This window comes from Janthinobacterium sp. LPB2021202312-11-4 (assembly GCF_037049705.1).
In the GTDB taxonomy this organism is placed as follows: domain Bacteria; phylum Pseudomonadota; class Gammaproteobacteria; order Pseudomonadales; family Pseudomonadaceae; genus Aquipseudomonas.
Genome location: NZ_JBAGKV010000001.1, coordinates 244,008 through 260,839, shown reverse-complemented (window position 1 = coordinate 260,839; position 16,832 = coordinate 244,008). Strand labels below are relative to the sequence as shown.

The 16,832-nt window shown below is 61.3% G+C and carries 20 protein-coding genes; 6 read left to right on the top strand and 14 right to left on the bottom strand.

The features are described from left to right. Positions 1–10 precede the first annotated feature (10 nt). The 6 genes from metW to V5E99_RS01120 all read right to left on the bottom strand — a co-directional run bounded on the left by metW (position 11) and on the right by V5E99_RS01120 (position 4,400). Complete coding sequence (gene metW, locus V5E99_RS01145) at positions 11–631, bottom strand: methionine biosynthesis protein MetW (protein WP_499800277.1); 621 nt, start codon at positions 629–631, stop codon at positions 11–13. A 7-nt stretch (positions 632–638) separates the two neighbouring features. After that, a complete protein-coding gene (gene metX / locus V5E99_RS01140; RefSeq protein ID WP_499800276.1) occupies positions 639–1,778 on the bottom strand; it encodes a homoserine O-succinyltransferase MetX in 1,140 nt (379 codons plus the stop codon). Positions 1,779–1,961: 183 nt separating this feature from the next. Beyond that, positions 1,962–2,258: a DUF167 domain-containing protein gene (locus tag V5E99_RS01135; protein WP_499800275.1), complete on the bottom strand. Its 297-nt coding sequence runs from the start codon at positions 2,256–2,258 to the stop codon at positions 1,962–1,964. Beyond that, on the bottom strand, positions 2,258–2,845 hold the full coding sequence (locus V5E99_RS01130) for a YggT family protein (protein ID WP_499800274.1): 588 nt from the start codon (positions 2,843–2,845) through the stop codon (positions 2,258–2,260). The genes V5E99_RS01135 and V5E99_RS01130 overlap by 1 nt, the downstream gene beginning before the upstream one ends. A gap of 24 nt (positions 2,846–2,869) precedes the next feature. Next, the gene (proC, locus tag V5E99_RS01125; protein ID WP_499800273.1) at positions 2,870–3,688 is read right to left on the bottom strand and encodes a pyrroline-5-carboxylate reductase; all 819 of its coding nucleotides are present in this window, start codon (positions 3,686–3,688) and stop codon (positions 2,870–2,872) included. Positions 3,689–3,713: 25 nt separating this feature from the next. Further along, positions 3,714–4,400, bottom strand: a complete 687-nt coding sequence (locus tag V5E99_RS01120; RefSeq protein WP_499800271.1) for a YggS family pyridoxal phosphate-dependent enzyme — start codon at positions 4,398–4,400, stop codon at positions 3,714–3,716. 56 nt (positions 4,401–4,456) lie between these two features. On the opposite strand from V5E99_RS01120, the gene V5E99_RS01115 reads away from it, so the two are divergent. Beyond that, positions 4,457–5,491 (top strand): type IV pilus twitching motility protein PilT, encoded by a 1,035-nt coding sequence (locus tag V5E99_RS01115; RefSeq protein ID WP_499800269.1) that lies wholly within the window; start codon positions 4,457–4,459, stop codon positions 5,489–5,491. Positions 5,492–5,598: 107 nt separating this feature from the next. Here V5E99_RS01115 and V5E99_RS01110 read toward each other — a convergent pair whose 3' ends face one another. Continuing rightward, entirely contained in the window at positions 5,599–6,018 is a 420-nt protein-coding gene (locus V5E99_RS01110) for a C40 family peptidase (RefSeq protein WP_499800267.1), read from the bottom strand. Between the two features lie 451 nt (positions 6,019–6,469). Here V5E99_RS01110 and V5E99_RS01105 point away from each other — a divergent pair, with 451 nt between their 5' ends. Continuing rightward, the gene (locus V5E99_RS01105) at positions 6,470–6,892 is read left to right on the top strand and encodes an NINE protein (RefSeq protein WP_499800265.1); all 423 of its coding nucleotides are present in this window, start codon (positions 6,470–6,472) and stop codon (positions 6,890–6,892) included. A 92-nt stretch (positions 6,893–6,984) separates the two neighbouring features. On the opposite strand, the gene V5E99_RS01100 is transcribed toward V5E99_RS01105, so the two are convergent. From V5E99_RS01100 to gshB, 7 genes are all read right to left on the bottom strand, one after another. Next, positions 6,985–8,256, bottom strand: a complete 1,272-nt coding sequence (locus V5E99_RS01100; RefSeq protein ID WP_499800263.1) for a dihydroorotase — start codon at positions 8,254–8,256, stop codon at positions 6,985–6,987. Further along, on the bottom strand, positions 8,253–9,257 hold the full coding sequence (locus V5E99_RS01095) for an aspartate carbamoyltransferase catalytic subunit (protein ID WP_007897943.1): 1,005 nt from the start codon (positions 9,255–9,257) through the stop codon (positions 8,253–8,255). The genes V5E99_RS01100 and V5E99_RS01095 overlap by 4 nt, the downstream gene beginning before the upstream one ends. 27 nt (positions 9,258–9,284) lie before the next feature. Further along, positions 9,285–9,791, bottom strand: coding sequence for a bifunctional pyr operon transcriptional regulator/uracil phosphoribosyltransferase PyrR (pyrR, locus tag V5E99_RS01090; protein WP_499800260.1), 507 nt, complete (start codon positions 9,789–9,791; stop codon positions 9,285–9,287). Between the two features lie 96 nt (positions 9,792–9,887). After that, complete coding sequence (ruvX, locus tag V5E99_RS01085; RefSeq protein ID WP_005792259.1) at positions 9,888–10,325, bottom strand: Holliday junction resolvase RuvX; 438 nt, start codon at positions 10,323–10,325, stop codon at positions 9,888–9,890. Beyond that, the gene (locus V5E99_RS01080) at positions 10,325–10,933 is read right to left on the bottom strand and encodes a YqgE/AlgH family protein (protein ID WP_499800258.1); all 609 of its coding nucleotides are present in this window, start codon (positions 10,931–10,933) and stop codon (positions 10,325–10,327) included. Before V5E99_RS01080 ends, ruvX begins: the two co-directional genes overlap by 1 nt. 145 nt (positions 10,934–11,078) lie before the next feature. Next, entirely contained in the window at positions 11,079–11,978 is a 900-nt protein-coding gene (locus V5E99_RS01075; protein WP_499800254.1) for a TonB family protein, read from the bottom strand. 77 nt (positions 11,979–12,055) lie between these two features. Beyond that, positions 12,056–13,009 (bottom strand): glutathione synthase, encoded by a 954-nt coding sequence (gshB, locus tag V5E99_RS01070; RefSeq protein ID WP_499800252.1) that lies wholly within the window; start codon positions 13,007–13,009, stop codon positions 12,056–12,058. A gap of 224 nt (positions 13,010–13,233) precedes the next feature. Here gshB and pilG point away from each other — a divergent pair, with 224 nt between their 5' ends. The 4 genes from pilG (at position 13,234) to V5E99_RS01050 (ending at position 16,813) form a co-directional block, all read left to right on the top strand. Continuing rightward, positions 13,234–13,638 (top strand): twitching motility response regulator PilG, encoded by a 405-nt coding sequence (gene pilG / locus V5E99_RS01065; RefSeq protein WP_008152601.1) that lies wholly within the window; start codon positions 13,234–13,236, stop codon positions 13,636–13,638. 60 nt (positions 13,639–13,698) lie between these two features. Continuing rightward, positions 13,699–14,064, top strand: a complete 366-nt coding sequence (gene pilH, locus V5E99_RS01060) for a twitching motility response regulator PilH (RefSeq protein ID WP_007897961.1) — start codon at positions 13,699–13,701, stop codon at positions 14,062–14,064. Between the two features lie 10 nt (positions 14,065–14,074). Then, entirely contained in the window at positions 14,075–14,614 is a 540-nt protein-coding gene (locus V5E99_RS01055; protein ID WP_499800250.1) for a chemotaxis protein CheW, read from the top strand. A 141-nt stretch (positions 14,615–14,755) separates the two neighbouring features. Continuing rightward, positions 14,756–16,813 (top strand): methyl-accepting chemotaxis protein, encoded by a 2,058-nt coding sequence (locus V5E99_RS01050; protein ID WP_499800248.1) that lies wholly within the window; start codon positions 14,756–14,758, stop codon positions 16,811–16,813. Positions 16,814–16,832: the final 19 nt, after the last annotated feature.

Genomic DNA, 16,832 nt, shown 5'->3' with positions numbered 1-16,832 from the left:
ATGGCGTGGTTCAGACCGCGACCTTGTGGTCTTGCAGCCCGGGGCTGCTGACGCGGTAGATACCGATCTCACCTAATAGATTAGGCCATAGCTTACTGGCCCACCCGTGGCGGTGCTGTTGATCCACGGCAAGCCGATCAATGACCTTCGCTTCACGTTCGCGGCACAGCTCTTCAAAGTCGCCGAAAGTACAGAAGTGGATGTTCGGCGTGTTGTACCAGGTGTACGGCAGGAAGTCGGACACCGGCATCCGGCCCTTGCTCGCCAGGTACCAGCGGCAGCGCCAGTGACCGAAATTGGGGAAGGTGATGATGCACTGGCGCCCGACCCGCAGCATTTCGTCGAGGATCTTGTCCGGGTAGTGCACGGCTTGCAGCGCCTGGGTCATGACCACGACGTCGAAGCTGTTGCTGGCAAAGTTGCCCAGGCCCTTGTCCAGGTCCTGTTCGATCACGTTGATGCCCTTGGCCACGCACTCGGCGATGTTGTCCGGGTCGTTTTCCAGGCCATAGCCGGTGACTTGTTTGTTGTCCCGCAGCCAGGTCAGCAGTTCGCCGTCGCCGCAACCGAGGTCGAGCACGCGGCTACCGGCGGGAATCCATTCCTGGATGATTTCCAGATCAGCTCTCATGGCTTACTCACAAACTAATACGGTTCATGTAATTGCTGAACGCCTGCAAATAACGCGGGATCGGAATCAGGAAGGCATCGTGGCCTTGCGGAGCGTCGATCTCGAGGTAGCACACGTCTTTCTTGGCCGCCATCAGTGCGTCCACCAGTTCCCGGGAGCGGGCAGGGGAGAAGCGCCAGTCGGTGGTGAAGGACATCACGCAGAACTTGGACGTGGCGCCGGCGAAGGTTTTCGCCAGGTCGTCGTTGAAATTGGCCGCCGGGTCGAAGTAGTCCAGGGCCTTGGTCATCAGCAGGTAAGTGTTGGCGTCGAAACGCCCGGAAAACTCCTCGCCCTGATAACGCAGGTAGCTTTCGACCTGGAATTCGACGCTGTGGAAGTCGTAGTTGAGCTTTTCGCTCTTGAGGCCACGGCCGAATTTCTCGCCCATGGAATCGTCGGACAGGTAGGTGATGTGCCCGACCATCCGCGCCAGCATCAAGCCGCGCTTGGGGATCACCCCGGCTTCCTGGAACGAGCCGCCGTGGAACTCGGGGTCGGTGAGGATCGCCTGGCGCGCCACTTCGTTGAACGCAATGTTCTGCGCCGACAGCTTGGGTGCCGAGGCGATGGCCAGGCAATGCCGCACGCGGTCGGGGTAGGTGATGGTCCACTGCAAGGCCTGCATGCCGCCCAGGCTGCCGCCGATCACCGCCGCCCATTGGCTGATGCCGAGCAGGTCGGACAGGCGCGCCTGACTGTGCACCCAGTCTTCCACGGTCAGCACCGGGAAGTCGGCGCCGAAGGGCTTGCCGGTTTCCGGGTTGATACTGCTCGGGCCGGTGGAGCCGTTGCAGCCGCCGAGGTTGTTCAGGCTGACCACGAAGAACTTGCTGGTGTCGATCGGCTTGCCGGGGCCGATGCAGCTGTCCCACCAACCGGGTTTGCGGTCGTCGGGGCTGTGGAAACCGGCAGCGTGATGGTGACCAGACAAGGCGTGACAGATCAGCACGGCGTTGCTCGCCGTGGCGTTCAGCGTGCCGTAGGTTTCGTAGATCAGGTCATAAGCTGGAAGCGAACGGCCGCAGGCCAGGGCCAGGGCTTCGCTGAAGTGCGCCATTTGCGGCGTCACCAGACCAACAGAATCGGCGGGAAAGGCAGTTGGCATCGACCCTGCTCTCGTTGAAATGAGGCGTAAGTCTAAAGACCGGTGGGGTTAGCGGCAAGCAATGGCCGGGGCTGATTTTCCCGGTTAGACCGAGGTGCGGCATTCGCGGGCAAGCCTCGCTCCTACAGGGGATCGCGTAAGTCCTGTGGGCGCGAGGCTTGCCCGCGAAGAACGATAACGCGGTCAACCTGGCGGACGCACCAGTTCAGGCAACTCCGGCAACTTCTTCGGCGAACAAATCCGCACCCGTTTCTGCCGGTTCAACTCGCCGCTGATCAAACTGACCTGGCTTTTGGACACCCCAAACGCCTTGGCCAGAAACGCTATCAGGTAAGCATTGGCCTTGCCCTCGACCGGCGGCGCCGTCAGGCGGATTTTCAGTCGATCGCCATGCAGCCCGCAGAAATCATCGCTGCGGGCCGCCGGTTGCAGGTGACACTCCAGAATCAGGTCGTCACCGTCCCAGCGAAAGTAGCTCATCAGATCAGGCCGAGCAGCCCTTGTGGCATCAGCGCGTAGTACGCCAGGCGCGGGATCAGCCAGCTCTGCAGCAACTGGATCGCGATAAAGGCAAAGATCGGCGAGATGTCGAGGCCGCCCAGGTTCGGGATGAGCCGGCGGAACGGCGCGAGGACCGGTTCAGTAATCTGCGCAACCAGTTCGGCGCCCGGATTGTGGCTGCCCGGTGCGACCCAGGACAGGATCACGCTGATGATCATCGCGTAGAAAATGATGTTCAAAAACAGCGAGAAGATCGCGATCAGCGCCCAAGGGACCAACAGCACCCATTCGACCATGAAGCCTTTGAGCGTCAGGATCACCGCAATCAGCACCATCTGAATGATCAGTGCCAGCACCAGTGACGACATGTCCAGGCCGAACATGCTCGGGATGACCCGGCGCAGCGGCTTGAGCAGCGGTTGGGTGGCTTTGACGATGAACTGGCAGAGCGGGTTATAGAAGTTCGCCCGGACCAGTTGCAGGATGAAGCGCATCAGCACGATCAGCAGGTACAGGCTGCCCAGGGTTTTAATGATGAAAATGACAGCGTCGTTGAGTCCGAGCATCGTTGATTCCTTTGTAAGAGCTGATTAGCGACCGAGTTGCTCAGCCATCTCAGCCGAGCGGTGCGCGGCGGCGCCGAGTGCTGTTTCTACCAGGGCTTCGAAGCCCCCGGCCTGGAATGACTTGATGGCTGCTTCCGTGGTGCCCGCAGGCGACGTCACACGGCGACGCAATTCCGCCGCGTCGACGTCACTGGCAACGGCCATGTGCGCGGCGCCGAGTGCGGTTTGCAGGGTCAGTTGCGCGGCGATGTCCGCCGGCAGGCCGAGTTTCACGCCCGCAGCGGTCATGGCCTCAATCAACAGGAAGAAATACGCCGGGCCCGAGCCGGAAACGGCGGTGACCGCGTCCAGTTGCTGCTCTTGCTCCAGCCACAGCGCGATGCCGACGGCGGACAGCAGCTCTTGGGCCTGTTGCCGTTGTTCGGCGTTCACTTGCGCGGTGGCGAACAAACCGCTCACGCCCTGACGCAGCAGCGCCGGGGTGTTGGGCATGCAACGCACGATCGGTTGGGCGCCGAGCCAGTTGTTCATGCTGGCGCAGGTGATGCCGGCGGCGATGGACACCACCAGTTGATTGGGTTTCAGGCTTGGGCGAATCGCTTCGCACACGGCTTTCATCGCCTGGGGTTTGACCGCCAGCACGACCACGTCGGCGTCTTGAATCGCCTCGGCGTTGTCAGCGAATACTTCGATGCCGTGTTCGGCGCTCACGTGAGCGCGGGTTTCAGCGCCGGGATCGCTGGCGCGGATGTGGGCCGCGTCCAGACCCTTGGCGCGCAGGCCGCCGATCAGGCTGGCGGCCATGTTGCCGGCACCGATAAAGGCAATACGAGTCTTGCTCATGTCAGGTCCTTGTAGAAGAAAGTGGTCATGGTTGACCGTAGTCGCGGGCGCCAAACAGGGCCGTACCGATACGGACCCACGTGGCGCCTTGGGCGATAGCCGACTCAAGGTCATGGCTCATGCCCATGGAAAGTGTGTCGAGCGGCAGGTTCAGGCTGGCTTGCAGGCTTTGCACGGCAGCAAACGCGGCATCCTGGGCGGCGCGGTCGTCCGTTGGCTCGGGGATCGCCATCAACCCGCGTAACTTCAGGCGCGGCAACTCGCTGATGGCTTGAGCCAGGGCCGGCAGGTCGGCCGGGGTGCAACCGGATTTGCTGTCTTCACCGCTGACGTTGACCTGGATGCAGATGTTCAGCGGCGGCAGCTCGGCGGGACGTTGTTCGGACAGGCGTTGTGCGATTTTCAAACGATCCACGGAATGCACCCAAGCGAAGTGCTCGGCGATAGCGCGAGTCTTGTTCGACTGAATGGGGCCGATGAAGTGCCAGATCAAGGGCAGGTCGGCCAATTCGAGCTGTTTGCCCAGGGCTTCCTGCAAGTAGTTCTCGCCAAAGTCCCGCAGGCCGGCGGCATAAGCTTCACGCAAGGCCTCGGCGGGCTTGGTCTTGCTCACGGCCAGCAACTGAACGCTGTGCTCTTCGCGGTGCGCAGCTTGGGTCGCTGCCTGGATACGCGAACTAACCTGAAGAATGTTGTCTGCTATCGTGGACATCAAGAGGCGCCGCCGGTCTGAAGGTTCGCGGCATTCTACTGGAATTGAGGAGTGCTATGGATATCACTGAGCTGCTGGCATTCAGCGCCAAACAGGGCGCGTCCGACTTGCACCTGTCTGCCGGCCTGCCACCGATGATTCGCGTCGATGGCGATGTGCGGCGCATCAACCTGCCGGCCCTGGACCACAAACAGGTGCACGAGCTGATCTACGACATCATGAACGACACCCAGCGGGTGGACTTCGAGAAACACCTTGAAACCGACTTCTCGTTCGAAGTGCCGGGCGTGGCGCGCTTCCGGGTCAACGCGTTTAACCAGAATCGTGGCGCCGGCGCGGTGTTCCGCACCATCCCGTCGAAAGTCCTGAGCATGGACGACCTCGGCATGGGCGATGTGTTTCGCAAGATTACCGAAGCGCCCCGTGGCCTGGTGCTGGTCACCGGCCCGACCGGTTCCGGCAAGTCCACCACCCTGGCGGCGATGATCGATTACCTGAACAACCATCGCCATCACCACATCCTCACCATCGAAGACCCGATCGAGTTCGTCCACGAATCGCGTAAATGCCTGATCAATCAGCGCGAAGTCCACCGCGATACCCGCAGCTTCGCCACCGCCCTGCGCTCGGCACTGCGGGAAGACCCGGATGTCATTCTGGTGGGGGAGATGCGTGATCTGGAGACCATTCGCCTGGCGTTGACCGCCGCCGAGACTGGTCACCTGGTGTTTGGCACGCTGCACACGACGTCGGCGGCGAAGACCATCGACCGGGTGGTGGATGTATTCCCGGGCGACGAGAAGTCGATGGTGCGCTCGATGCTGTCCGAATCCCTGCTGGCGGTGGTATCGCAGACACTGGTCAAGAAGATCGGCGGCGGACGGATCGCGGCGCACGAGATCATGCTCGGCACGTCGGCGATCCGTAACCTGATCCGCGAAGACAAGGTGGCACAGATGTACTCGTCGATTCAGACCGGGGGCAACCTGGGGATGCAGACGCTGGACATGTGCTTGAAGGACTTGGTGACCAAGGGTTTGATCAGCCGCGAACATGCGCGGGAGAAGGCGCGGTCGCCGGATAACTTCTAAACCGCTAAAAGCAAAAGATCGCAGCCTTCGGCAGCTCCTACGGGGAAACGCGAATCCCTGTGTAGAAGCTGCCGAAGGCTGCGATCTTTTGATCTTGCTTTAAACAATCAGCGCTGAACGACACGCATCTGGTGCGGTTCTTTTGGCAAAACCCGCTTGGCAACCACGTAGTGGCTTTCCCAGTACGGCTTCTTCAGCGTATCGATGGTCACCGACTTGCCACGGCGCGGTGCGTGGATAAAGCGGTCGTTGCCCAGGTAGATGGCAACGTGATTGACCTTACGGCTCTTGATATTGAAGAAAATCAGATCGCCCGGTTTCAGATCCGCGCGTTCGACTTTCTGCCCGTGACCGCTGGCCATGGCGTTGGAGGTGCGCGGCAGGTCGAACGTGGCGTCGTTAAACGCGTATTTCACCAAACCACTGCAGTCGAACCCTTTACTTGGGCTGCTGCCGCCCCAACGGTAAGGCGTACCGAGTACATTCACCGCACGGCTCAACACGTTGCTGCTTTGCTTGTTCGCCATCGGCGGAACCAGCTTGCTGTTGGCAGTGGCCAGATGGGTCGAATGTTTTGCAGTTTGCTTGTTTTTGCTCGAAGGAGCAGAAACATGGGATTTAGGGGTGTAACCATTAACGTTAGGAAGACGTTGCTCACGATTGGTGGCGTGGGCGGCCAGTGGCATTAATAGGCAAATGGTTAGCCATGTCTTGAAAAATGGACGCATTAGGCAAGGCTCATATGGGTTAGCGCGCAACTTTATAACAGCTTTTTTGTCCCTTTCGGGGCCGTTGGTCGATTCAACCTGGCGGTCAACGGAACCAAATAAGCGGCAAATTGACGCGATTGTCTGACAGGAGTCAGGTGGTACAAGGCTTTGACGGGAGTGAAGGTAGCATTTGCCATACGTCGGACGCCTGTAAAAAAGTCACAAAGAATTCAACAATATTTATCTATCGTGTGAATCGAGGTCCTGCATGAACACCTATCAACACTCTGTGGCGCATCAAGACACCCACAGCAAAATCATTGGTTACCTGCTGTGGATTTTTGGTTTTACCGGCGCTCACCGCTTCTATTACGGCAAGCCGGTGACCGGGACGATCTGGTTTTTCACCTTCGGTTTGCTGGGGATTGGCTGGTTGATCGACCTGTTCCTGATTCCGGCCATGGACCGTGAGGCGGACCTGCGTTTTACCGCTGGCCCCATCGAATACAACGTCGCCTGGATTCTGCTGGCGTTTCTCGGGGTATTCGGTGTGCACCGGATGTATCAGGGGAAGTGGATCAGCGGGTTGCTGTACCTGGTGACGGGCGGGTTTTTCTTTCTGGGGGTGTTGTATGACTTCTGGACGCTGAATGACCAGGTTTCGGTGCGTAACGCGCAGAGCCAAAGATAAGAGCGGAGATCAAAAGATCGCAGCCTGCGGCAGCTCCTACATGGGATATGGGTTCCCGGTAGGCGTTGGCGAAGGCTGCGATCTTTTTGTTTTTACGCCTGGTGGCTAATCCGTCCATCCACCAGGGTGTAACGCACCACGCTCGGCAGGCTGTGGCCGATAAACGGGCAGTTCTCGCCTTTGGAAAGCCAGGTTTCACCCGCAACGGTGGAGGCTGTCGGGTCGAACAGCACGATGTCCGCAGCACTACCCACCGCCAATTTGCCTGCCGGCAGGCGCAAGGCTTCGGCAGGGCCGGCGCTCAAGCGTGCGAGCAGGGTCGGCAGGTCGAGCAAACCATCTTCAACCAACGTCATCGCCAGCGGCAGCAACAGTTCAACACTGCTGATGCCCGGCTCGGTCGCGCCGAACGGTGCCAGTTTGGCATCGCGCTCGTGAGGTTGGTGATGGCTGGAGATGGCCGAGACTACCCCCGATTTCACCGCTGCCCGCAAGCCGTCGCGGTCGGCGCGGGTGCGCAGCGGCGGCTGGACGTGGTAGAGGCTGCTGAAGTCGATCAGCGCTTCGTCGGTCAGGATCAGTTGGTACAACGCCACATCGGCGGTCACCGGCAGCCCACGGGCCTGGGCCTGGGCGATCAGGGCCACGCCGCGCGCGCTGGTGAGTTGGCTGAAGTGCGCGCGCACGCCGCTTTGCTCGACCAGCAGCAGATCCCGGGCCAGGGCCACGGTTTCGGCGGTTTCGGGAATGCCCGGCAAACCGAGGAAGCTCGCGGTCGGGCCTTCGTGGGCCAGGCCACCTTCGGCCAGGTCGTGATCCTGCGAGTTGAAAATCACCGTCAGGTCGAAGGTCGCCGCGTATTCCAGCGCCCGGCACAGGGTACGGGTGTTGCGGAAGCTCTCCAGACCGTTGCCGAAGGCCACGCAGCCGGCATCGCGCAATGCGACCAGCTCTGCAAGCTGCTCGCCGTCCAGGCCTTTGCTCAGGGCGCCAATCGGGAAGACTTTGGTGTTGCCGGCCTCGCGGGCACGGTCGAGGATCAATTCGGTCACGGCCGAGGTGTCCAGCACCGGTTTGGTTTTCGGCGGGCAGCACAGGCTGGTGACGCCACCGGCCGCTGCGGCGCGGGTTTCGCTGGCAATCGAACCTTTGCGGCTGTAACCCGGCTCGCGCAGGGCGACGTTCAGGTCAACCAGGCCGGGCGCGGCCACCAGGCCTTGGGCGTCGATGGTTTCTAAAGCAGTGAAACCGGCCGGTGCCGCGCCAAGCGCGACGATCTTGCAGGCTTCGATATGAATGTCGGTGACTTGATCCAGACCCGAGGTCGGATCGATGACGCGGGCGCCGAGAATGCTGAGCTTCACTGGGCGTTCTCCTGCTCGAATTGGCGCTGGGCTGTTTGCCCGCTCATGGCCATGGACAGCACGGCCATACGAATCGCAATACCGTAGGTGACCTGGTTGAGGATCACCGAATGCGGGCCGTCGGCCACTGCCGACTCAATCTCCACCCCACGGTTGATCGGCCCCGGGTGCATGACGATGCAATCCGGTTTGGCCCCGGCCAGGCGCGCGGTGGTCAAGCCGAACAGGCGATAGAACTCGCCTTCGCTCGGCAGCAGGCCGCCGGTCATGCGTTCCCGTTGCAGGCGCAGCATGATCACCACGTCGACGTCTTTCAGGCCTTCGGTCATGTCGGTGTAGACCTTCACGCCGTATTGCTCGATGCCGATCGGCAGCAGGGTCTTCGGCGCGATCACGCGGATGTCCGGGCAACCGAGGGTTTTCAGCGCGAGCATGTTCGAGCGCGCGACCCGCGAGTGCAGGATGTCGCCGACGATGGCCACCGAGAGGTTTTCAAAGCCGCCCTTGTGCCGACGGATGGTCAGCATGTCGAGCATGCCCTGGGTCGGGTGGGCGTGACGGCCGTCGCCGCCGTTGATGATCGCCACTTGCGGGCACACGTGTTCGGCGATGAAGTGCGCCGCGCCGGAATCACCGTGGCGCACGACGAACATGTCGGCAGCCATGGCTTCCAGGTTGCGCAGGGTGTCGAGCAGGGTTTCGCCCTTGCTTGCCGAGGACGTGGACACGTTCAAGGTGATCACGTCCGCCGACAGCCGTTGGGCCGCCAGTTCAAACGTGGTGCGGGTGCGGGTGGAGTTCTCGAAGAACACGTTGCACACGGTTTTGCCGCGCAGCAACGGGACTTTCTTCACCGCCCGGGCGCCGACTTCGAGGAACGAGTCGGCGGTGTCGAGGATTTCCGTCAGCAACTCGCGGCGCAAACCGTCGAGCGAGAGGAAGTGGCGCAGCTGGCCCTGATCATTGAGCTGCAGCGGGCGCTTGGTTTCTAGAGGCGTCATCGCGAGGGGGACTCTCAATAGGGCGAATTAAAGGGCGAGGTCTTGCAGTTCAAGCACCAGCGGCGACGGACCGGACAGCTTCACCCGTTCGTGGGCGGCCAGCGACAGCGTCGCGCCCACCACGTTCGGGCGGATCGGCAGCTCGCCGGCGTCCAGGTCCAGCAGGCATACCAGCGTCACGCTGGCCGGGCGGCCGTAGTCGAACAGTTCGTTCATGGCGGCGCGGATGGTGCGGCCGCTCATCAGCACGTCGTCGATCAGCACCAGGTGCTGGCCTTCGATCTCGAACGGCAGGGCCGACGGGCGCACTTGCGGGTGCAGGCCGTTCTGGCTGAAGTCGTCGCGGTAGAAGGAGACATCGAGGGTGCCGAGGGGCGAGTCGCTGCCCAGTTCATCGAGCAACGCCTGGGCGACCCAGACGCCGCCGGTACGGATACCGATGTAACGCGGTTCGCTGATGCCACGGTGTTCCAGGTGTGCCGTGAGACGGATCGCCATCTGGCTGATCAGTTCGGCGGGATTGGGCAGGCTCATGGTTGCTCCTTCTTGGGCCCGAGCCGGTGCGTGCGGGGTTTGGCTCGGGTTGTCGCTAAGTAGAGTCGCGTGTTGCGGCTCTTCAGGATTCGATGCTCAGGATTCAAAAAGCGCGGTGTTTTCGTCGAGCCAGCCTTGCAGCAGCAGGGCGGCGGCGATGGCGTCGACCGGGTTGTCGCGGTAACTGCCTTTCTGGCCGCCACGATCACGTCGCTCGCCCTTGGCTTCAAACGTGGTCAGGCGTTCGTCGTGGGTATAGAAGGGCAGGTTGTAGCGGCCGTTGAGGCGACGGGCGAATTTTTCGGCCCGCAGGCACATGTCGCTCGGCGTACCGTCCATGTTCAGCGGCAGGCCGACCACCACGGCGTCCGGCTTCCATTCCTTGATCAGGGCTTCGACCTGATTCCAGTCGGGGATACCGTTTTGTGCCTTCAAGGTGCACAGCTCGCGGGCCTGGCCGGTAATCACCTGGCCGACCGCGACGCCGATCTGTTTGGTGCCGTAGTCGAAACCCAGAATCAGTCGCAGGGCCATCAGGCGTGGCCCGCCTGACTGGTCAGCAGGCTGAGGTTGATGCCCAGGTGCTTGGCCGCCGCGTCGAGGCGCAATTCGCTGCTGGTGTTGAACAGGATGTCAGCGTCATACGGGCAGGTCAGCCAGGCGTTGTCGGCCAGTTCGGCTTCCAGTTGCCCGGCTTCCCAACCGGCGTAGCCGAGGGTGATCACGCTTTTCGCCGGGCCGACGCCGTCAGCGATGGCGAAGAGCACGTCCTGGGAGGTCGACAGGGCCAATTGGCCATCGAGCTCGACCGTCGCCTGGAAGCTTTTGCCGGACGGGTGCAGGACAAACCCGCGATCGGTCTGCACCGGGCCGCCGATAAAGATCGGTACATGCTGGCACAACACTGGTGGCTCGATGTCCGGGCGCAGTTGCTCGAGGATATCGGCCAGATTCAGGTCTTGCGGGCGGTTGACCACCAGCCCCATGGCACCATTGGCCGTGTGCTCGACGATGTAGGTCAAGGTGTGCGCAAAGTTCGGGTCGGCCATGTGGGGCATGGCGATCAGGAAGTGATGCTTGAGGTAGCTGGGGCTGACGTTCTTCATGTGCGCTAGTGTGGCGTTGGAGGGGCGAACTGACAAGCTGGGGATGCCGCAATTTGGCAGTCGACGCCGATCAAATGTGGGAGCGGGCTTGCTCGCGAATGCGGTGTGTCAGTCGATATGAATGTTGAATGACACACCGTATTCGCGAGCAAGCCCGCTCCCACAGGGGATTTGCGGAGTGTCAGTTACTGAAGAGCTTGTCGCCGCGGGCGAATTTCCAGGTGCGGATGATTTCCAGCCGATCGACATCCGACAAATCCCCGGTAAACGGGGCAAACGGCGCCGCCAGCCGCACAATCCGCTGGGCCGCCTGATCCAGCAGCGGTTGCCCGGACGACTCCAGCACCAGCACCTCAAACAGCGAGCCGTCGCTATTGATCGAGACCATCAGGCGCAAGTTGCCGTAGATCTGCTTGCGACGCGCTTCGTCGGGGTAATTGAGGTTGCCGATGCGCTCGACCTTCTTGCGCCACTCGTCCTTATACCAGGCACCTTTGTCGCGCATGGTCGAGGCCGCGCTCAAACGGTGGATACGCGGGCGTTTGGCGTACAACTGCTGTTCGTTGGCCAGCTCCGCTTCCAGGCTGGCGATGTCGCTGGACAGCTGCGAGCTATCAAACGTCGGCGCGGCCACGGCGGGTTTGGGTTCGCTTTTAGGTTCTTCGTTCTTGGCGACGGCTTTTTTCGGCTTCGGCGCGACGGTCGTCACGGCAGCCTTGGGCGCGGCTTCCTGCACTTCAGGCTTGGCGGCCGGCGGCGGGGTGACTTTCTGCACCTTGGTGTCCTGGAACGGCGCGACCTCGGTGGTCTTGGGGATTGCCTTTTTATCCAGGGTGCCGCTGCCTTGCTGATTTTCCTGAGCGAGGAAATCAGCTTTTTTAGGCTTGGTTTCGCTTTTGAAGGTGGCGAGGGTGATTTCCAGGGTTTTGCTGATCTGTTTGGGCTCGACCATCGTAAAACCGACGCCCAACAGCAAGGCCAGGTGAATCAACGCCGCGAGAAACAGGGTAAAACCGAGGCGATCGGCCGGGCGCACGCCACGATGGGCGAGTTCAACGGGCAGATCGGACGGGAGCGTCATGACAAGAAAACCAACATCGCGTTTTTTACAGGCCGGGGATGATAACGCAATGTTGGTCGTTTCCTGGCTGTTCTATATCAACGGGCCTTGAGCTTCTGATCGATGGCATCCATCAGCAGGCCACCGATGTCGGTGCCAAACGCGTTATCAATCTCGCGAATGCAGGTCGGGCTGGTGACGTTGATTTCGGTCAGGCTCTCGCCGATCACGTCCAGGCCCACGAAGAGCAGGCCTTTTTCACGCAGGGTCGGGCCGACCTGGGCGGCGATCCAGCGATCCTTGTCGCTCAGCGGGCGCGCTTCGCCACGACCACCGGCCGCGAGGTTGCCACGGGTTTCGCCCGCCGCCGGAATCCGCGCCAGGCAGTAATCCACCGGCTCGCCGTCGATCATCAGGATGCGCTTGTCGCCATCCTTGATGGCCGGCAGGTAAGCCTGGCCCATGATCTGCTGGGTGCCCAGCGCGGTCAGGGTTTCGAGAATCACCGACAGGTTCGGGTCACCGGCGCGGTGACGGAAAATCGAGGTGCCGCCCATACCGTCCAGGGGCTTGAGGATCACATCGCCGTGTTTGGCGGCGAATTCACGCAGCACGTCGGCGCGGCGGCTGACCACGGTTGGCGGCGTGCACTGCGGGAACAGCGTGGCAAACAGCTTTTCGTTGCAGTCGCGCAGGCTCTGGGGCTTGTTGACCACCAGCACGCCCGCGCGCTCGGCTTGCTCCAACAGGTAGGTGGAGTAGACGAATTCCATGTCGAACGGCGGGTCCTTGCGCATCAGGATCACATCCAGATCGCTCAGCAGCGCGTCGGTCTCGGCTTCCAGCTCAAACCATTTTTCCGGGTTGGCGAACACTTTCAGCGGCCGCATCCGCGCCCGGGCTTCACCTTCGCCCTGGTACAAGTCCTGCTGTTCCATATAGAACAGTTCCCAACCGCGCTTCTGCGCGGCCAGCAGCATGGCCAGCGAGCTGTCCTTTTTATAGGAGATGTTGGCAATAGGGTCCATGACAATCCCGACGCGAACGCTCATGGGTATTTCCTCGAAATTGGGGTGGGCACAAGGCCGGAAAAAGTGGCGTCAGAGTGGCGCTGAGTGTGTTCCCGGTCAAGGAAAAACCACTGCGCGGGTCGGCCGATAGATTGGTTATTGAGACTGTGCTAAAAAGGTCGCCATGTCGTGCTGGCCCTTGAGCATCAAGGGTTTGGAGCCGTCAAACGGACAAATTGATTCGCAAAGGCGACGGTAGAGCATTTATGGAACAGCATTCCAGCGCCTTGAAGGTCATGGTGATCGACGATTCGAAGACGATTCGTCGCACCGCCGAAACGCTATTGAAGAATGTGGGTTGCGAAGTCATTACCGCCATCGATGGTTTCGATGCGCTGGCCAAGATCGCCGACAATCACCCCGGCATCATCTTTGTCGACATCATGATGCCGCGCCTGGATGGTTATCAGACCTGCGCTTTAATCAAGAACAACAGTGCGTTCAAGTCCACGCCAGTGATTATGCTGTCGTCCAAGGACGGGCTGTTTGACAAGGCCAAGGGGCGCATCGTCGGCTCCGACCAGTTTTTGACCAAGCCTTTCAGCAAGGAAGAACTGCTGAACGCGATCCAGGCCCATGTTCCGGGCTTTGCCGCCGTTTTGCCGCAGTAGGACACGCACAGTGACGCTCGGCCAACGGGCCCGGCGTCGACAAGAAGAATGGGGAAGACCATGGCACGTATTCTGATCGTCGATGATTCGCCGACTGAAATGTACAAACTGACCGGCATGCTGGAAAAGCACGGGCATGAAGTGTTGAAAGCCGAGAACGGCGCCGACGGCGTGGCCCTGGCCCGTCAGGAAAAACCGGATGCGGTATTGATGGACATCGTCATGCCCGGCCTCAACGGTTTCCAGGCGACCCGCCAGTTGACCAAAGACCCGGAAACCGGGCACATCCCGGTGATCATCATCACCACCAAGGATCAGGAAACCGACAAGGTCTGGGGCACCCGCCAGGGCGCCAAGGATTACCTGACCAAACCGGTCGATGAAGACACCCTGATCAAAACCCTGAACAACGTGCTGGCCGGTTGATCGTACGGCCATGACCGAGTCGCTCACGGCTTTCGAACTGCTGCTGCAGATCGACCAGCGTTGTCGCGTGCTGGCGGCGGACTTGCCGTCCCAGCCGACCCGCCAGGACAGCTGGAGCGGCATCGGCTTTCGCCTGGGCGAGCACTGGTACGTCGCGCCTATGGGCGAAGTCAGCGAAGTCCTGCATGAACCGCGATTCACTCAACTGCCCGGCGTCAAACCCTGGGTCAAGGGTGTGGCCAACCTGCGCGGGCGGCTGCTGCCGATCATGGATGTGTGTGGCTTTTTCGGTTATGAGCTGTCGGCGGTGCGCAAGCAGCGGCGGGTGCTGGTGGTGGAATACAAAGACGTGTTTGCCGGGTTGATGGTCGATGAAGTCTACGGTTTGCAGCACTTTGCCCAGGACAGCCTGGAGCCGGTGCCGCCGAACGAGCTGAACGGCCCGATCAGCGCGTTCGTCAAAGGCCGGTTCCAGCGCGAACAGAGCTGGCAAGTGTTCAGCCCGTTTGCGTTGGCGCGGTCCCAGGACTTCATGCATGTCGCGGTGTAGGCACCGCAATCCCGTAGGAGCGAGGCTTGCCCGCGAAGGCGCCGTGTCAGTCGACATTAATGTTGAATGAATAACCGCTTTCGCGGGCAAGCCTCGCTCCTGCAGGGGGTGGGTTGAATTGGGCAGTACAGGCGAGGACCGATGACAAAAGCAAAAACAGGCAAGCCAGAAGGATCGCGCAGCCGCTCGCAGATCATCGTGCTGTTTATCGCGCTGATCATCTTCATCATGCTGCTGTTCGCCAACTTCGCTTACCTCAATACCCAGGCGACCTACGACAAACAGTACATCGGCCACGCCGGTGAGCTGCGCGTGCTGTCCCAGCGCATCGCCAAGAACGCCACCGAAGCCGCCGCCGGCAAGGCGGCCGCGTTCAAATTGCTCAGCGATGCGCGCAACGACTTCGCCCAGCGCTGGGGTTACCTGAAAAAGGGCGACCCGAGCACCGGCCTGCCGCCCGCCCCGGCCATCGTGCGCCCGGAAATGCGCGCCGTGCAGCTGGATTGGGAACGCCTGCTGAAAAACACCGACGCCATTCTCTCCAGCGAACAGACTGTGCTGTCCCTGCATCAAGTCGCCGCGACCCTGGCCGAAACCGTGCCGCAGTTGCAGGTCGAGTACGAAAAAGTCGTGGAAATCCTGCTCCAGCGTGGCGCCCCGGCGGCTCAAGTGGCGATGGCCCAGCGTCAGTCATTGCTGGCGGAACGGATTCTCGGCGCGGTGAACACCGTGCTGTCGGGCGACGAAAACTCCCAGCAAGCCGCCGACGCGTTTGGCCGTGATGCCGCGCGTTTCGGCCAGGTACTCACGGGCATGCTCCAGGGCAACCCGACGCTGAAAGTCAGTCAGGTTGAAGACAAGGATGCCCGCGCACGCCTGACGGAAATCTCCGAACTGTTTGAATTCGTCTCCGGCTCGGTGGATGAAATCCTCGAAACCTCGCCGGAGCTGTTCAAGGTCCGGGAATCGGCCACCAGCATTTTCACCCTGTCGCAGACCCTGCTCGATGAAGCCTCGCACCTGGCCACCGGTTTTGAAAACCTCGCCGGTGGGCGCAACACCGACACCATCGGCGGCTACGTGCTGGGCTTGCTGGCGCTGATGTCGATCATCCTGATCGGCCTGGTGATGGTGCGCGAAACCAACCGGCAGCTTCAGGAGACCGCCGAGAAGAACGAGCGCAACCAGAACGCGATCATGCGTCTGCTCGACGAAATCGAAGACCTCGCCGACGGCGACCTGACCGTGACCGCTTCGGTAACCGAAGACTTCACCGGGACCATCGCTGACTCGATCAACTATTCCGTGGACCAATTGCGCGACCTGGTGGCGACCATCAACCTCACCGCCGGCCAAGTTGCCGCCGCTGTGCAGGAAACCCAGGCCACCGCCATGCACCTGGCCCAGGCCTCGGAGCATCAGGCCCAGCAGATCAGCGAAGCCTCCACCGCGATCAACGACATGGCCCAGTCTATCGATCAGGTCTCGGCCAACGCCGCCGAATCCTCAGCGGTGGCCGAGCGCTCGGTGGAAATCGCCAACAAGGGCAACGAGGTGGTGCACAACACCATCCACGGCATGGACAACATCCGCGAACAGATCCAGGACACCGCCAAACGCATCAAGCGTCTGGGCGAGTCGTCCCAGGAAATCGGCGACATCGTCAGCCTGATCGACGACATTGCCGACCAGACCAACATCCTCGCGCTCAACGCGGCGATCCAGGCCTCGATGGCCGGTGACGCCGGGCGCGGGTTTGCCGTGGTCGCCGACGAAGTGCAGCGCTTGGCCGAGCGCTCGTCCGCCGCGACCCGACAAATTGAAACCCTCGTCCGGGCGATCCAGACTGATACCAATGAAGCCGTGATCTCGATGGAGCAGACCACCACCGAAGTGGTGCGCGGTGCGCGGCTGGCGCAGGATGCCGGGGTGGCCCTGGAAGAAATCGAAGGTGTGTCGAAGACTCTGGCGGCGCTGATCCAGAGTATTTCCAACGCCGCGCAGCAACAGACGTCGTCGGCCGGGCAGATTTCCCTGACCATGAACGTGATCCAGCAGATCACCACGCAGACCTCGTCCGGCTCCACGGCGACGGCCGAAAGCATCGGCAACCTGGCGAAAATGGCCAGCCAGTTGCGGCGCTCGGTCTCGGGTTTCACTTTGCCGACCGAGCCCAAGCAGGCCACGGACAACGCTTGAACCGCCCTTGGGCGTCTGA

Bases quoted from the DNA above. Each gene is read 5' to 3' on its own strand.
- V5E99_RS01105 (WP_499800265.1), top strand. From the start codon at position 6,470: ATGAACACCTATCAACACTCTGTGGCGCATCAAGACACCCACAGCAAA.
- V5E99_RS01120 (WP_499800271.1), bottom strand. From the start codon at position 4,400: ATGTCCACGATAGCAGACAACATTCTTCAGGTTAGTTCGCGTATCCAG.
- V5E99_RS01115 (WP_499800269.1), top strand. From the start codon at position 4,457: ATGGATATCACTGAGCTGCTGGCATTCAGCGCCAAACAGGGCGCGTCC.
- V5E99_RS01050 (WP_499800248.1), top strand. From the start codon at position 14,756: ATGACAAAAGCAAAAACAGGCAAGCCAGAAGGATCGCGCAGCCGCTCG.
- pilH (WP_007897961.1), top strand. From the start codon at position 13,699: ATGGCACGTATTCTGATCGTCGATGATTCGCCGACTGAAATGTACAAA.
- gshB (WP_499800252.1), bottom strand. From the start codon at position 13,009: ATGAGCGTTCGCGTCGGGATTGTCATGGACCCTATTGCCAACATCTCC.
- V5E99_RS01110 (WP_499800267.1), bottom strand. From the start codon at position 6,018: ATGGCGAACAAGCAAAGCAGCAACGTGTTGAGCCGTGCGGTGAATGTA.
- V5E99_RS01135 (WP_499800275.1), bottom strand. From the start codon at position 2,258: ATGAGCTACTTTCGCTGGGACGGTGACGACCTGATTCTGGAGTGTCAC.
- metW (WP_499800277.1), bottom strand. From the start codon at position 631: ATGAGAGCTGATCTGGAAATCATCCAGGAATGGATTCCCGCCGGTAGC.
- metX (WP_499800276.1), bottom strand. From the start codon at position 1,778: ATGCCAACTGCCTTTCCCGCCGATTCTGTTGGTCTGGTGACGCCGCAA.
- ruvX (WP_005792259.1), bottom strand. From the start codon at position 10,325: ATGGCCCTGCGACTGATTCTGGGTTTCGACTACGGCACCAAACAGATC.
- V5E99_RS01095 (WP_007897943.1), bottom strand. From the start codon at position 9,257: ATGACGCCTCTAGAAACCAAGCGCCCGCTGCAGCTCAATGATCAGGGC.
- V5E99_RS01075 (WP_499800254.1), bottom strand. From the start codon at position 11,978: ATGACGCTCCCGTCCGATCTGCCCGTTGAACTCGCCCATCGTGGCGTG.
- pyrR (WP_499800260.1), bottom strand. From the start codon at position 9,791: ATGAGCCTGCCCAATCCCGCCGAACTGATCAGCCAGATGGCGATCCGT.
- V5E99_RS01130 (WP_499800274.1), bottom strand. From the start codon at position 2,845: ATGCTCGGACTCAACGACGCTGTCATTTTCATCATTAAAACCCTGGGC.
- pilG (WP_008152601.1), top strand. From the start codon at position 13,234: ATGGAACAGCATTCCAGCGCCTTGAAGGTCATGGTGATCGACGATTCG.
- V5E99_RS01055 (WP_499800250.1), top strand. From the start codon at position 14,075: ATGACCGAGTCGCTCACGGCTTTCGAACTGCTGCTGCAGATCGACCAG.
- proC (WP_499800273.1), bottom strand. From the start codon at position 3,688: ATGAGCAAGACTCGTATTGCCTTTATCGGTGCCGGCAACATGGCCGCC.